Origin of the sequence: Leptolyngbya sp. BC1307 (assembly GCF_002286735.1) — a bacterium.
In the GTDB taxonomy this organism is placed as follows: Bacteria; Cyanobacteriota; Cyanobacteriia; order Phormidesmidales; family Phormidesmidaceae; genus Phormidesmis.
The window spans coordinates 1-13,938 of record NZ_NRTA01000009.1; the positions used below are offsets into that span (position 1 = coordinate 1).

12 protein-coding genes and 1 pseudogene are annotated in these 13,938 nt (G+C 53.2%); 11 read left to right on the forward strand and 2 right to left on the reverse strand.

Going from position 1 to position 13,938, the window contains the following annotated elements:
• Positions 1–224: 224 nt before the first annotated feature.
• Positions 225–518: pseudogene (locus CKL79_RS07255) on the reverse strand (2Fe-2S iron-sulfur cluster-binding protein); the annotation flags it as partial.
• 464 nt (positions 519–982) lie between these two features.
• Here CKL79_RS07255 and psbB point away from each other — a divergent pair.
• The 10 genes from psbB (at position 983) to CKL79_RS07305 (ending at position 10,591) form a co-directional block, all read left to right on the forward strand.
• Positions 983–2,515, forward strand: coding sequence for a photosystem II chlorophyll-binding protein CP47 (gene psbB, locus CKL79_RS07260; protein ID WP_121968925.1), 1,533 nt, complete (start codon positions 983–985; stop codon positions 2,513–2,515).
• Positions 2,516–2,644: 129 nt separating this feature from the next.
• Positions 2,645–2,743 (forward strand): photosystem II reaction center protein T, encoded by a 99-nt coding sequence (locus CKL79_RS07265; RefSeq protein WP_121968926.1) that lies wholly within the window; start codon positions 2,645–2,647, stop codon positions 2,741–2,743.
• Positions 2,744–2,971: 228 nt separating this feature from the next.
• Positions 2,972–3,547, forward strand: coding sequence for a transcriptional regulator NrdR (gene nrdR, locus CKL79_RS07270; protein WP_121968927.1), 576 nt, complete (start codon positions 2,972–2,974; stop codon positions 3,545–3,547).
• 226 nt (positions 3,548–3,773) lie between these two features.
• Positions 3,774–4,745: a 30S ribosomal protein S1 gene (locus CKL79_RS07275; protein WP_121968928.1), complete on the forward strand. Its 972-nt coding sequence runs from the start codon at positions 3,774–3,776 to the stop codon at positions 4,743–4,745.
• A 108-nt stretch (positions 4,746–4,853) separates the two neighbouring features.
• Positions 4,854–5,588: an HAD-IA family hydrolase gene (locus CKL79_RS07280; RefSeq protein WP_121968929.1), complete on the forward strand. Its 735-nt coding sequence runs from the start codon at positions 4,854–4,856 to the stop codon at positions 5,586–5,588.
• 196 nt (positions 5,589–5,784) lie between these two features.
• Positions 5,785–7,047, forward strand: a complete 1,263-nt coding sequence (metK, locus tag CKL79_RS07285; protein ID WP_121968930.1) for a methionine adenosyltransferase — start codon at positions 5,785–5,787, stop codon at positions 7,045–7,047.
• A gap of 145 nt (positions 7,048–7,192) precedes the next feature.
• A complete protein-coding gene (locus CKL79_RS07290; RefSeq protein WP_121968931.1) occupies positions 7,193–7,615 on the forward strand; it encodes a BlaI/MecI/CopY family transcriptional regulator in 423 nt (140 codons plus the stop codon).
• Positions 7,612–8,478 carry a M56 family metallopeptidase gene (locus CKL79_RS07295; protein ID WP_205879027.1) on the forward strand — a complete coding sequence of 289 codons (867 nt, stop codon included), beginning with the start codon at positions 7,612–7,614 and terminating at the stop codon, positions 8,476–8,478. Before CKL79_RS07290 ends, CKL79_RS07295 begins: the two co-directional genes overlap by 4 nt.
• 51 nt (positions 8,479–8,529) lie before the next feature.
• Positions 8,530–9,948 carry an aldehyde dehydrogenase gene (locus CKL79_RS07300; protein ID WP_121968933.1) on the forward strand — a complete coding sequence of 473 codons (1,419 nt, stop codon included), beginning with the start codon at positions 8,530–8,532 and terminating at the stop codon, positions 9,946–9,948.
• 43 nt (positions 9,949–9,991) lie between these two features.
• Positions 9,992–10,591: a DUF1802 family protein gene (locus CKL79_RS07305; protein ID WP_121968934.1), complete on the forward strand. Its 600-nt coding sequence runs from the start codon at positions 9,992–9,994 to the stop codon at positions 10,589–10,591.
• A gap of 5 nt (positions 10,592–10,596) precedes the next feature.
• Here CKL79_RS07305 and CKL79_RS07310 read toward each other — a convergent pair whose 3' ends face one another.
• Positions 10,597–12,618: a sensor histidine kinase gene (locus CKL79_RS07310; RefSeq protein ID WP_121968935.1), complete on the reverse strand. Its 2,022-nt coding sequence runs from the start codon at positions 12,616–12,618 to the stop codon at positions 10,597–10,599.
• Between the two features lie 458 nt (positions 12,619–13,076).
• On the opposite strand from CKL79_RS07310, the gene CKL79_RS07315 reads away from it, so the two are divergent.
• Entirely contained in the window at positions 13,077–13,850 is a 774-nt protein-coding gene (locus tag CKL79_RS07315) for a RibD family protein (protein WP_121968936.1), read from the forward strand.
• Positions 13,851–13,938: the final 88 nt, after the last annotated feature.

Below are 13,938 nucleotides of genomic sequence, written 5' to 3' on the forward strand. Positions count from 1 at the left end.
AACTGCCTTGCGTCATCGAGGTAAGCCTCATGCCACAACTCCACAATAGCCTGCTGCCAGGCGATTGAATAGGCATTCCTCATAATGAGAATTGCTGATTAAACGCCAAACCTGTAGCTTTACTCGGCTGCTGCGGAGGCTGGCTCGCTGGCTTCGGGAGTAGTGGTAGCGGCTTTAGCTTGAGCAGCTTCTGCTTTGGCCTTTTTAAGACTTGCCTTTTTATCTGGTTTAGTTTCGACAGAGATGGGGCCTTGTACCACTGTCTGACAGGCGAGCCGGCAGCTAGAAGGGCGTTTACGCAGCTTTTTTTCCTCTACGGCAGTTCGAGGCGATAGGTTCTCTACGCCCTCAATAATGTCTACTACGCAAGTACCACACTGCCCGTAGCCACCACATTGAGTCAGCTTGCCGACAAACGTGTAGATGTCAATATTGTTCTCCTGAGCTTTGAATCTCAGATTCGAGCCGAGGGCAGCCTCAACCTCTTTATTTTCTTTAATAAACTTAATACGAACCATGTCTGTATCCTACCTGCTTGCTTGAGCGCGATCAGAGTACCGTTCCACTAGAGAGCTATAGTCCGCGCAGCGTATATGTAACCAGACTTTAGCTCAATCATTCTTTCTGCATAGGTCAGCGCTGATATGAGCTGACGCGGGCAAAGAGTGGCTTTGAGACAGTGTGTCTGCTTGCGCTGGCCGTTGAGAGCTAGTTACACTTCTTTATACACCCTCATTTTCGCATTTTTGTGAGCAAACCTGGCTAGGGTGGTGTAATTTCGCTTTTCAAGTATAGAAAAGCGAAAGGGTTGAAGACCCTATATCAGGTCTTTCTGGGTTTGTAGGGGGTCTATATCTGGTAGCCTAGTATTATCTGAAGTCCTTCTGTTTAAGGGCGTCAAGTTTTAATCAACCAGGCTTTCGCTTTACTTAACTTAAGGGGCGATACGTAGTTTTTAGCAAAACAAGGAGGAGCGTAGTCAATGGGTCTACCTTGGTACCGAGTACATACCGTCGTCCTGAATGACCCGGGTCGGCTGATTTCTGTACATTTAATGCACACCGGCCTCGTCGCTGGCTGGGCAGGTTCGATGGCACTGTTTGAGCTGGCCACTTTTGACCCGAGCGATCCGGTGCTCAATCCGATGTGGCGGCAGGGCATGTTTGTTCTGCCCTTTATGACCCGTCTGGGTGTGACGGGTTCTTGGGGTGGCTGGGATGTCACTGGTGCAACGGGCGTCAACCCTGGTTTTTGGTCATTTGAAGGTGTAGCACTCGCTCATATCGTGCTGGCGGGTCTGCTGTTTTTAGCTGCGTGCTGGCACTGGGTCTATTGGGACCTAGAGCTGTTTCGCGATCCGCGCACAGGTGAGCCCGCTTTGGACTTGCCCAAGATGTTTGGCATTCATCTATTTCTATCGGGTTTATTGTGTTTTGGCTTTGGAGCCTTTCACCTGACAGGGCTTTGGGGGCCGGGCATGTGGGTCTCTGATCCGTATGGCTTGACCGGACATGTGCAAGGCGTTGCCCCTGAGTGGGGGCCAGCCGGTTTTAATCCCTTTAATCCGGGCGGGGTGGTGGCTCACCATATCGCAGCGGGCATTGTCGGTATTATTGCGGGCTTATTTCACCTGACGGTGAGACCGCCTCAGCGTCTTTACAAAGCGCTGCGGATGGGTAATATCGAGACCGTCTTGTCGAGTTCGATTGCGGCTGTGTTTTTCGCGGCTTTTGTCGTGGCTGGCACGATGTGGTACGGCTCTGCTACTACGCCGATTGAGCTATTTGGCCCGACCCGATATCAGTGGGATAGCAGCTACTTTGGTGAAGAAGTTGACCGCCGTGTCCAGCGATCTGTAGCGAGTGGCACTGCACTCGAAGATGCTTATGCCGCCATTCCTGAGAAGCTGGCCTTCTATGACTATGTAGGCAATAGTCCTGCTAAAGGCGGTCTCTTTCGGGTCGGTCCGATGGACTCGGGTGATGGTATTGCTACTGCTTGGCTGGGCCATCCGGTCTTCCACGATGCGGCAGGTCGTGAGCTATCGGTTCGCCGACTGCCCAACTTCTTTGAGACCTTTCCAGTGGTCTTGACGGACAAAGACAACGTGCTGCGTGCTGATATTCCGTTCCGCCGGGCTGAATCAAAGTACAGCTTTGAGCAGACCGGTGTGGTCGTAGACTTTTACGGCGGTGAGCTAGATGGCCAGCACATTGACGATCCGGCGGCTGTGAAGCGCTATGCTCGCAAAGCTCAGCTGGGTGAACCCTTTGAGTTTGACCGGGAGACGCTGGATTCTGACGGGGTATTCCGCTCAAGTCCTCGTGGCTGGTTTACCTATGGTCATGCGGTGTTTGCGCTGCTGTTTTTCTTCGGCCATATCTGGCACGGGGCTCGTACGCTGTTTAGAGATGTGTTTGCCGGGGTTGACCCTGACCTATCGCCTGAGCAGGTTGAGTGGGGCTACTTCCAGAAAGTGGGTGACCTATCGACCAAAGCGGCTAACCGAGGTTAGGCCGTGAAGACGGCGGCGCTCTGTGGCGTCGCTGCCTCCAGTTTTTGCTTTTTGCTCCAGCGGGCTACAGGTTGAGTAGACTTATGGGGTCTGGCTGTGAAAAAGCGTGTTGTTTATTGGGAATGAGTTATGGAAGCCGTTGCTTACATTTTGATTTTCGCCTGTGTGATTGGAACTTTGTTTTTTGCGATCGCCTTTCGCGAACCCCCCAAAATCACTAAAGACTAGTTGAGTGCCAGGTTTGTTTACGATCAGCCAAGTCGTCAGCTGAAAAGCTGAAAAATAGACAAAGCGAGGGTTCGGTTCTCATACTTAATGGTGAGCCGGGCCCTTTTCCTCTATATTTTTGGCTATGGCGTTGTTCCTACCCTGATATGCAGCGGACTTTTAGCGCAGCGTTGCCGTTCTACACAAACCGGGCCTTTACAGATCGGGCCTTTTTGGAGGCTTACTTCTATGCAGTGTCCATTTTGCCAGCATCCCAACAATCGCGTTTTAGAATCTAGATCGGCTGAATCGGATCGGAGCATCCGCCGTCGCCGGGAGTGCCTGGAGTGCGATCGCCGGTTTACAACCTATGAGCGCATTGAGTATGTGCCGATTACGGTAATCAAGCGGCGGGGCGATCGCGAATCTTTTGATCGCTCTAAGCTGCTAAGAGGCATCGTCACGGCCTGCGAAAAAACTGGCGTTAGCGCCCATACGCTAGAGATAATTGTCGATGAGATTGAGGCCGAATTGCAGCAGCAGGCCGTCAGAGAAGTAGCGAGCGCGGAGATCGGTGAGCGCGTACTGGCGCGGCTACAGCAGCTGAGCGAGGTGGCCTATGTTCGGTTTGCCTCAGTTTACCGTCAGTTTCAAGGCATTCGCGACTTCACCGAAGCGCTCAGTCAGCTCAAAGACCAGAATAAAGGGCAACCCAAAGGGCAAAACTACGCTGCTCAGTCCGGGCAACGTGATCGCCTGCCTGCCCCCCAAGCTGACACTCAGCGCGATGGAGAAGGACAGTTTGCTTCGCCTGTAGAAGCGTGATTCGACGATAAGCGAGCTGAGGCGATTACGACTTCAAGAATTAAGTGACTTTTGCATGCTTATTGATCTATGATTGATGTTCTTGTGACAGGAGACCTCAAAGCCAGTTAAGGCTTCCCACTTGCAACTTAGTAATTTTACAAGCGGTGCGCGCACTGTCTGGTGACTTGTGCGATCGCGAGGTGTTCACTCGTTCGCGGAGAAAAAACTGTAGGAAACATCTAGCATGGCCAACCCGGATACTCAAAACACTGACATTGGTTTTACTCATGAAGACTTTGCAGCGCTCTTAGACCAATACGACTACAACTTCAACCCTGGCGATATCGTTCCTGGCACGGTATTTAGCATTGAGCCTCGGGGGGCGTTGATTGATATTGGGGCCAAAACCGCAGCCTATCTCCCGATTCAGGAGATGTCGATCAACCGGGTGGAAGGTGCTGAAGAAGTCTTGCAGTCGAATGAGACTCGTGAGTTTTTCATTCTTACCGATGACAACGAAGATGGTCAGCTAACCCTTTCTATTCGCAGAATTGAGTATATGCGGGCCTGGGAGCGGGTGCGTCAGCTACAGCAAGAAGATGCCACCGTGCGCTCTCTGGTGTTTGCTACCAATAGAGGTGGCGCTCTGGTAAGGATTGAAGGGCTGCGTGGGTTTATTCCGGGCTCTCACATCAGCACCCGCAAACCTAAAGAAGATCTGGTGGGCGAAGAACTGCCCTTGAAGTTTTTAGAAGTGGACGAAGAGCGCAACCGACTGGTGCTCAGCCATCGCCGCGCACTGGTAGAGCGGAAGATGAACGGTCTGCAGGTGAGCGAAGTTGTGATTGGTACCGTCCGTGGCCTCAAGCCCTACGGTGCGTTTATCGATATCGGCGGCGTGAGCGGCCTGCTGCACATTTCCGAAATTTCACACGATCACATTGATACGCCTAACTCGGTGCTCAATGTGAACGATGAGATTAAGGTGATGATCATCGATCTAGATGCTGAGCGCGGTCGCATTTCACTATCGACGAAGCAGCTAGAGCCAGAACCGGGCGATATGGTGAAAAATCCTGACCTGGTTTATGAGAAAGCTGAAGAAATGGCAGAGCGCTACCGTGAGCAGCTGCGTCAGAAGGCACTGGGCGAGTCTGGAGAGGCCAGCAGCGATGACGAATATGTCGTTGAAGAAGAGCTGGCAACTGTTGAGTAAGAACAGTTGAGTCAAGGCGCAGTGCCGATAGCGTAAGTATTGTCCGGGGAGGCTAATCGTCCTCCCCTTTTTATTGACCTTTGCTGTCTAGTGAGTAGAGCAGACAAGATGGCGACTATTCGCTGCCTGGGGCATACCTTTGAGCACATACAGGCGGTTTTATTTGACAAAGATGGAACCCTGGCCAATGTGGAAACCTATCTGATCGCGCTGGGGCAACTGCGATCGCAGCTCATAGAAGCCGAATTCCCAGGATTGCGACCTACTTTGCTATCAGCCTTTGGTCTTAAAGGTAGCGCCATTGATCCGGCTGGGCTGCTAGCGGTGGGTAGCCGCTACGAAAATGAAATAGCCGCCGCTGCCTGCATCGCCGTGACCGGACAGGGCTGGGTAGCCGCGATCGCTATCGCCCAAAAAGCCTTCCGGCAAGCGGCGAGTTCACTTGCGCCAAAAGTAACTCAGACCCCATTGTTGCCGGGCGCTTCGTCGCTCCTCAAGCAGATGAAGGTAGCCAAAGTCAAACTAGGCATCGTCTCTTCGGACACTCACATAGAAGTAGCCGCCTTTGCTGAGCAGTATCAGCTTACAGAAGTCAGCTGGTACTGCGGCGCGGCTCCTGACGTTCTTCCTAAAACCCATCCGGATTTTTTGCAAATAGCCTGTGAAGCGATGGGAGTTAGCCCAGCCGCTACTTTAGTGATTGGAGATTCGGCGGCAGATCTAGCGCTGGCCCGGCAGGGGGCTGCTGGCTTTTTAGGCATGACTGGCGGCTGGCAGCAGGCTCCCCATTTAGACTCAGCGATCACCGTTTCTCGCTTAGCACAGGTTGAAAGTTTCATCTAGACTGCTATCGATGCTTTAGATAGGTAGATCTTCGAAGATTGATGAATACTGATAACGGGGCAGCTTGCTAGGTCGTCAAAAGGACTATGGTTACTAAAGGCCAAAAATTGCCGTATAGACTAGATGCTCACAAGTTGCTGCTCAGGCTTTTAATGCCCACAACTTAAACAAAGAAGATGAAGAGGAGGATTGGCTATTGTCTCGTCGCTACCTGTTTACATCAGAATCGGTCACAGAGGGACACCCCGATAAGATTTGCGACCAAATCTCGGACACGATTTTAGATACGATGCTAACGCTGGACCCCAACAGTCGGGTAGCGGCCGAAGTGGTTGTGAATACGGGTCTGGTGCTGGTCACGGGTGAAATTTCTTCCCAGGCCAAGGTGAACTTTGTCGAGGTCGTTCGGAACAAAATTACCGAAATTGGCTACACAGACCCAACCAATAATGGCTTTTCTGCCAATAGCTGCTCCGTTTTGATTGCGTTAGATGAACAGTCAGCAGACATCGCCCAAGGTGTTGACCAGGCCCAAGAGAATCGTGAGCGGTCTAGCGACGAGCGCTGGGATGCCATTGGTGCGGGCGACCAAGGCATTATGTTTGGCTTTGCCTGTGACGAAACGCCTGAGCTAATGCCGTTGCCCATCTGCTTGGCTCACCGCATTTCACGCCAGCTTTCGGTCGTCAGGAAAAATGGTCAGCTGCCTTACCTAGGCCCAGATGGAAAAACTCAGGTGACCGTCGAGTACGAAGACGGACGGCCCATTGGCATTGATACGGTGCTAATTTCGACTCAGCATACCGAAAGCATTGGTGACCTGACTGACAACGATCAGGTTCAGGCCAAAATCAAAGCCGATCTCTGGCAGTCTGTGGTGCTGCCTAGCTTTGCTGGGATGGTTGTGCAGCCGGGCGATCGCACTCGGTTTTTGGTGAATCCGACCGGCAAGTTTGTGATTGGTGGCCCTCAAGGTGACTCAGGTCTGACCGGACGGAAAATCATTGTCGATACGTACGGCGGCTATTCTCGTCATGGCGGTGGTGCATTCTCTGGCAAAGATCCGACTAAAGTAGATCGCAGCGCTGCCTATGCCTGCCGGTATGTCGCTAAAAATATTGTGGCAGCAGGCTTAGCGGATAAGTGCGAGGTACAGCTGAGCTACGCTATTGGTGTGGCACGCCCAGTCAGCATCTTCGTAGAGACATTTGGTACTGGCCGCGTATCCGACGATAAGCTGCTGGCCCTGGTCAACGAACATTTTGAGCTGAGGCCTGCTGGAATTATCGAGACCTTTGACCTGCAACGGTTACCCGCAGCGCGACAGGGTCGCTTCTATCAGGAGATAGCGGCCTATGGCCATTTTGGCCGCACCGATATCGATCTGCCCTGGGAGCGTACTGACAAAGCGGCGCTGCTCAAAGCAGCGACGACTGAGCTAGCCGCAGCAGGCGTATAGTTTCATTCAGTTTGCAAGATCGCCCATTGTGAATAAAGCAGCCGGATGAATAAAGCAGCTGGATGCCAGCAGCGATTTGGCCTGTTTTCTCACGTGGGCAGCTAAATATTGGTGGTAGGGTAAGAGAAAGATGTCAAGGTAGCAGATGGCTCCTCTTCCTCCTTATCAACCTAAAGTTTTATCTTTAGGGCCGCTGGAAACTGAGATTGTCGAGGTTTTGTGGCAGCTGGGGCCGACTTCGGCGACGGCTGTGCATCAGCGTATTTTGGCAGATATTGATCGAGAGCTAACCTATTCGTCGGTTTCGACAGTGCTCAAGCGGCTGATCAAGAAAGGATGGGTGGTCTGCGATCGCCAGGGTCGAATTCACATCTGGCAATCGCTGATCTCCCGGCAGCAGGCTGAAATTTTGCACGCGCATGAGCAACTGCATCGGTTTTTGGCGGTGGGTAGCCCTGATATTGTGGCGGCTTTTGCCGATACGCTCGATGACGCTAGCCTGGCGCAGCTCGATGCGATCGCTCAAAAAGTTCAAGCCGCTCGCGCTGCTAGGGAGAAGCTGTCATGATGCACCTGCAGCTGATTGGACTGGCGGCGGCGATCGCCGTTGTTAGCCGCCTCCTGAGTCACCCCGTGCCCCTGGACTGTAGCTGGCAAACGCGCTGGCACAGGGCATTGACAGCCTTTGTCGTCCCGCCGCTGCTGCTGCTGGCGACGGCGGTCTCGATCATCACGATGGGTGCAGACAGCGCTTATCTGTGGGAGGGGCGGCTCAGCTTTGCCCTGTCTACGGGCTTTTTGGCTCTAGCCGGCGGGCTATGGGCCTATCTGGTCTGGTTAGCGCTGAAGACACAGCGAGAGCTGCAACGCTACCCGGTTCAGTCTATTCAAACTGGCGCAGCTACGGTAACCGGCAGAGTGATGGACGTGCCTGCCGTCTTTAGTGCTCAGGTGGGGCTGTGGTCGTCAGATTTAATCGTAAGTCAGGGATTGCTGGGTCATCTGGATGAGGCTCACTTAGCCGCCGTCTTTGCGCATGAAGCCGGGCACGCTCATTACCGGGATACGTTCTGGTTTTTTTGGTTGGGCGGACTACGGCGATTAACTTGCTGGCTTCCCTATACCGAAGATCTGTGGCAAGAGCTGCTGCTACTGCGGGAAGTGCGAGCGGATCAGTGGGCAGCGCGAAGCGTAGACACGCTGGTGCTAGCTGAATCTTTGCTCAGCGTGATCACAGCCCCTCTGATGACGACAGAGGCTATTTGCGCTGGGTTTAGCTGCGCAGCTCCCCACAGCCGACTAGCACAGAGAGTAGATGCGCTTTTGGCAGACCGTCCAGATAGGGCTAGTGATAAATTGGGATCGCCCTGGCAGTGGACGGCGATCGCCCTGGCCCTGACGCCGCTGCTAGCCATTCCATTTCACCATTAACCTGTTTCTCTATTGCCGTTTCTCTATTCAAGGACGGTTTTGCTTTAATCCATGACTGATGCTAGGACGACAGGCATATCCTCGGATTGCGCTGACCTTATTCAACAGGCTTTGCAGGCTCAACGGTCGCTTTTTGCCAGTGGAAAGACGCGATCGCTCACTTTTCGTCGCCGTCAGCTACAACAGCTCAGGGCTAGCCTGGTAGCAGCAGAAGACGATATCTTTGCAGCGCTGAAAGCTGACCTGGGCAAGTGTGAGCTAGAAGCCTACATCAGCGAGTTAGCCCTGGTGACTGGCGAGATTGACTACGCACTGAAGCACCTATCGCGCTGGAGCCAGCCGCGCCGCGCTAGTATTCCATTTGCCTTGCAGCCAGCTAGGGGGCAAGTCGTGCCGGAACCACTGGGCATAGTGCTGATTATCAGCCCGTGGAACTATCCTTTGCAGCTAGCGTTAGGGCCGCTGGTCAGTGCGATCGCAGCAGGTAACTGTGCCATCATCAAGCCGTCTGAAATCTCTGCTCATACGTCAGCGCTCTTGGCAAAGCTAATGACGCAGACCTTTGCCGCTGACTATGTGAACGTCATCGAAGGCGGCGTCGAGACCGCTCAGGCGCTCTTAGCAGAATCATTTGACCATATTTTTTTCACAGGCAGTTCGGCGGTTGGCCAGGTGGTGATGCGAGCAGCGGCTGAGCACCTGACCCCGGTGACACTAGAGCTAGGCAGCAAGAGTCCGTGTGTGGTGGCGGCAGATGCCAATATAGCGGTCGCCGCGCGGCGAATTGTCTGGGGAAAATGCTTTAACGCCGGGCAAACCTGCGTAGCGCCGGACTATCTGCTGGTGCAGAAGCAAATTAAGGACGAGCTACTGGCGGCAATCGCCCAAACAGCAGCTGATTTTTTTGGCAAAGACATGGCGAAAAGCCCCGACTATGGGCGAATTGTCAGCGATCGCCATTTTCAACGGCTGCACACACTCATGACCGATGCCTTAGCCAGTGGCAAAAAGATTATCGGCGGACAGAGCGATCCGGCAACGCGATATATGGCCCTGACCGTCATCGATCAGGTACCACCCGCCGCCGCCGTCATGCAGGAAGAGATTTTTGGGCCGATTTTACCGGTGCTGACGTATGAAGATTTGGGAGAAGCGATCGCCTTCATCAACCAACGTCCCAAGCCCTTAGCCCTGTACTTTTTTTCCAACGATGCAGCCCAGCAGAAAGCAATCGTTACTCAGACCTCCTCTGGGGGGCTGTGCTTTAACGAAACCATCAGTCAATATGCGGTGCCCGCTTTGCCCTTCGGTGGCGTCGGCCATAGCGGCATAGGCGCTGCCCACGGCAAAGCCGGATTCGATACGTTTTCCCACTACAAAAGCGTGCTGAAGAAACCTAACTGGTTGGACCTGTCGCTGCGCTATCCGCCTTATCAGGGCAAGCTGTCGCTATTGAAGAAACTGCTGTAAATCTCTATCTTTTTAGAAACGGGCTAGCAGGTACTGTGGATTTATGTTGCTAAAAGCGGCGCTAAAAGAATGGGCAGTAGCAGTAGATGCCTTGGCCCAGGGTGAAACCGTCGTACTGTTACGCAAAGGTGGTATCAGAGAGCATCAGGGCCGGTTTTCAGCCGAAGCTGATCGGGCCCTGCTTTTTCCTACCTTTGAGCATCAGCGGCCCGAGTTGCTTAAGCCTCAGTATCGGGCAGCTGTAGCGCCTGTCGCCACCGGCTGGCACCCGGAAACAATCACGCTTAAAGCGTGGGCAGATATCACTCACATATTTTTAACCGATGACGAAAATGAAGTCGCTGCGCTGTCGGCTCTGCATATCTGGCAGCCACAGCTCGCCCAAGAACGCCTGAAGTGGAAACCCAAACAGCCACTGTATGTGCTGGCGCTGCGAGCGTATTTGCTGCCTGAGCCGGTGGTGGTGCCGTGGCAGGCTGACTATGGGGGCTGCAGGTCTTGGATAGAGATGACAGCGGGGATAGAGATTGAGGGGAGTCAACCGGCGATCGCCGATACCGCCTACCGCCAACAGATTGCCACGATTGAAGCTATTTTGACTGTTCCCTCACCAAACGTCGCTAGGTCACCAGAGGGTCGCTAGCTTGCTTATGAGTCGGCAGAGACAGCGGAAGCCGGTTCGTCTGTTGCCTGTCGCTCACCTGACTGACCATCATCAGCCATCTGGGTCGGATTTGACTGACTAGCAGCTTCTTTCACGATCTGGGGGACGACGATAGTGACCGTTGTCCCTTTCCCTGCGCCATCGCTTCGAATCGCAATATCGCCCTGCATCAGTCGCATAAAATTTTGTGAAATGGCCAGCCCTAGCCCTGTGCCCTCGTAAGGGCGAGTGTGAGAGCCATCTACCATCACAAAGGGCTTAAAAAGCTTAGAGAGGTGCTGCGGCTCAATGCCAATACCGGAGTCTTTGACAGTAATTTTGACCCAGGGCGGAGGTGGCAGAAAGAGTTCAGGCGGGCTATCTCCTTTGTCTATGCTTTCATCAGTCGTGACACTAATGGCAATGGAGCCCTCTTCAGTAAACTTCATGGCATTGGAGAGCACGTTGAGTAGCACCTGCTTAAAGCGAGAGTGATCCACCGGGATAATAATCGGTTCAGAAAACTCTGGCCGAATGAGCTGCAGCCCTTTCTTCTGAAACTGCAGGGTTTGCATATCTAAAACATCTTGCAAAATGTGCCGCAGATCTACCGGCGTGATGTTGACATCTAGAGTGCCTGCCTCGATTTTGGCAATGCTCAAAATATCTTCGATGACCGATAGCAGGTGGAAGGCTGCTTTATCTGCCTGCTGCAAAAACTCAAGCTCTTCAGCGCGACTGTCACAAAGGTCATCTCGAATCACATGAATAGAGCCAATAATGCCATTCAGCGGCGTTCTCAGCTCGTGCGAAGTATTGGCTAAAAATTCGTTTTTGAGCTGGTTGGCCATCTGCGCATCTTGCCAGGCATGGCGCAGCTCTGCTGAGCTTTCTTCCAGTCGCCGCAGCATGCGTTCGATCACGGTGCCTAGGTAATCAAGCTCCCAAATTTGCGAACTGTGAGGTGCGGGCTTGAGCTGGCTGAGATCGTCTACGTCTTGGGTGTAGCGGATCAGTCGCTCAATCGGTAGCGATAGACTGCGGGCCACGTAGAGCGCTAGCAGAGTGCTGGCAGCCAGCAGGCCGATGGTCAAGACCACCAGCACCTGACGGATTTCGTTGAGACCGTAGAGGGCCCGGTCAATCGGCGTAACGGCCAGTACCGTCCACACGTTGTTTTGCTTGGGGCTCACCGGCACTTTGAATCCGCTGTAGCCGGCTAACCACTCGCCACCCTCTTGGGGTAAAAATCGGAAAAGATGAACGAAGTCGCTGTTGCCCGCTCTGACGCTGCCAATGGTGCTGCTGAGCTTTCTGGCGTCGCGGAGTTCGGAGATATTTTTGCCTACCTGGTTGGGGTCGGGGTGGGTGACGATGATGTTGTTAGGGTCGATGACGACGGTTTCGCCGACGAGAGACTGTGCGCCAATATCCTGCAGCTGAAATAGACAGACCTCCATCGCCAGGGTGTAGCGAAGCTCGCCATCGTCGCCGTAGATGGGGCTAGCGACGATGAATTTGATTAGGGCGCGGTCTTCTCCGTTCAAGGCCGTACTGGTCGCTGCGGTCGGCGCATCTTGTCCGGGTGAAAAGACGTAGAAATCGGAACTTTCGACGCTGCCGCTCTGTAGCCAGGGTACCTGTTTGGCATTGGGGATGATTGAGCGATCGCACGTATTAACCGTATCCGCTTCCGCCTGTGGGGCCCTCAGTTCGACGCAGCTGATAACGTAGGGCGTATCCTGGTCAAACTCCACTAGAATTTCTTCGATTGCCTGCTCATCACCCGCCTGAAACGCAGCAGTTTGGGCTAGCAAATCAAGATTAGCTTCGACAGACCGGATGCCAGTCTGAAGCTCTTCCGCCTTACGGATAGCGCTGCTGGTTAAATTTTGACGAGAGGTTTTCAGCAGACTGGATCTGGCTTTGCGCAAGGCGACCCCTTGCCCAATCAGTAGAATGGGCACGCTGAAAGCCAAGATTTTGAGCAGTAAGTTGCGCCGAAATGAGCGCGGGTGGTTGGCCATGACGTTAGAGAATGCCGGTCTGAGAAGGGATTTCAAAAACCGCGATCAGGCTGAGAGGATGCTTTAAAAGTAGGCGGAAAAACATCAGACCTCAACGAGTTGAATAATAGTTCAAAGATTTTTGCTCGGCTAATCTTCACTCATTCTGATGGGCAGCAAATAGGTGGCATTCAGGGGACTGAGCCGACTCTTTTGATACTGGGAATACAGAAGCTATTGAAAAGTAGCCAGAATACGGGTGAAGGGCTTATACCCTAGAGCGATCGCAACAGAGCACACCTCTATGTAATTATCCTTAACTTAGTTTATCTGCGAAGTCCGCATCATTGTCGGGGTAAGGGCAAAGCTCGCCTACTCTTTAACAAACATAAAAACTCGGTATAGATTACAACCGAACTTGATAGATTCGGTTTAAACTCACAGCCTCCGTCGCAGCTCCCGACATTCAGAGAAGACCCATGCAGGCATTATCGCGACCCCAGATTACGGTAGTGCTGGCTATGAGTGCCGATGGTAAAATTGCTGACGCCGCTCGTTCTGCGGCGCGGTTCCCCTCGGCGGCAGATAAAGCCCATTTGGAGGCACAAATTGCTGAGGCCGACGCGACTCTATTTGGCGCAGGCACACTGAGAGCCTACGGCACCACTCTACCGATTTCAAACCCTGACCTGATAGCAGCGCGACGGCAGCGGCAACAGGCCGACCAACCCGCTCAAATTGTCTGCTCCGCTACAGGCCGCCTCGACCGGCAGTGGCGATTTTTTCAGCAGCCCATTTCTCGCTGGCTAGTTACCACGCTGGAGGGAATACAGTTCTGGCAGTCGAACCTCAGCGAGCCAAAAGCTGCTGCGCCTAAATCACAAAATTTTTTTGAGCATGTCTTGATCAACGAGCGCCCGTTTAACTGGCACCAGGTCATGCAAGAATTACGAGCTGGAAAATCGACGCTTTCGGCAACCACCAGTCGCCCGCCCATTGAGCGCCTGGTCGTCATGGGCGGCGGTGAACTTGTCGCCTCACTACTTGCCGAGGGTTTGATCGATGAGCTTTATCTTACGGTCTGCCCTCTACTAATTGGCGGCAAAACCGCGCCCACCCCAGTGGGAGGACTGGGCTTTACGCTGCCGAGGACGCCACAGCTAAAATTAGAGTCGGCGCGGGTTGAGGGGAACGAAGTATTTTTGCACTACAGAGTTGACAGAATTGCTTTTGAACCTACTCAGCTAAAATAAGGAAACCGTAATCGTAGTCTTAAAGGCATGAGGCAGATGAGAGAGATCCAAGCGATACCTGTGGGCCTGCCATTACGGAAGCTTGTTT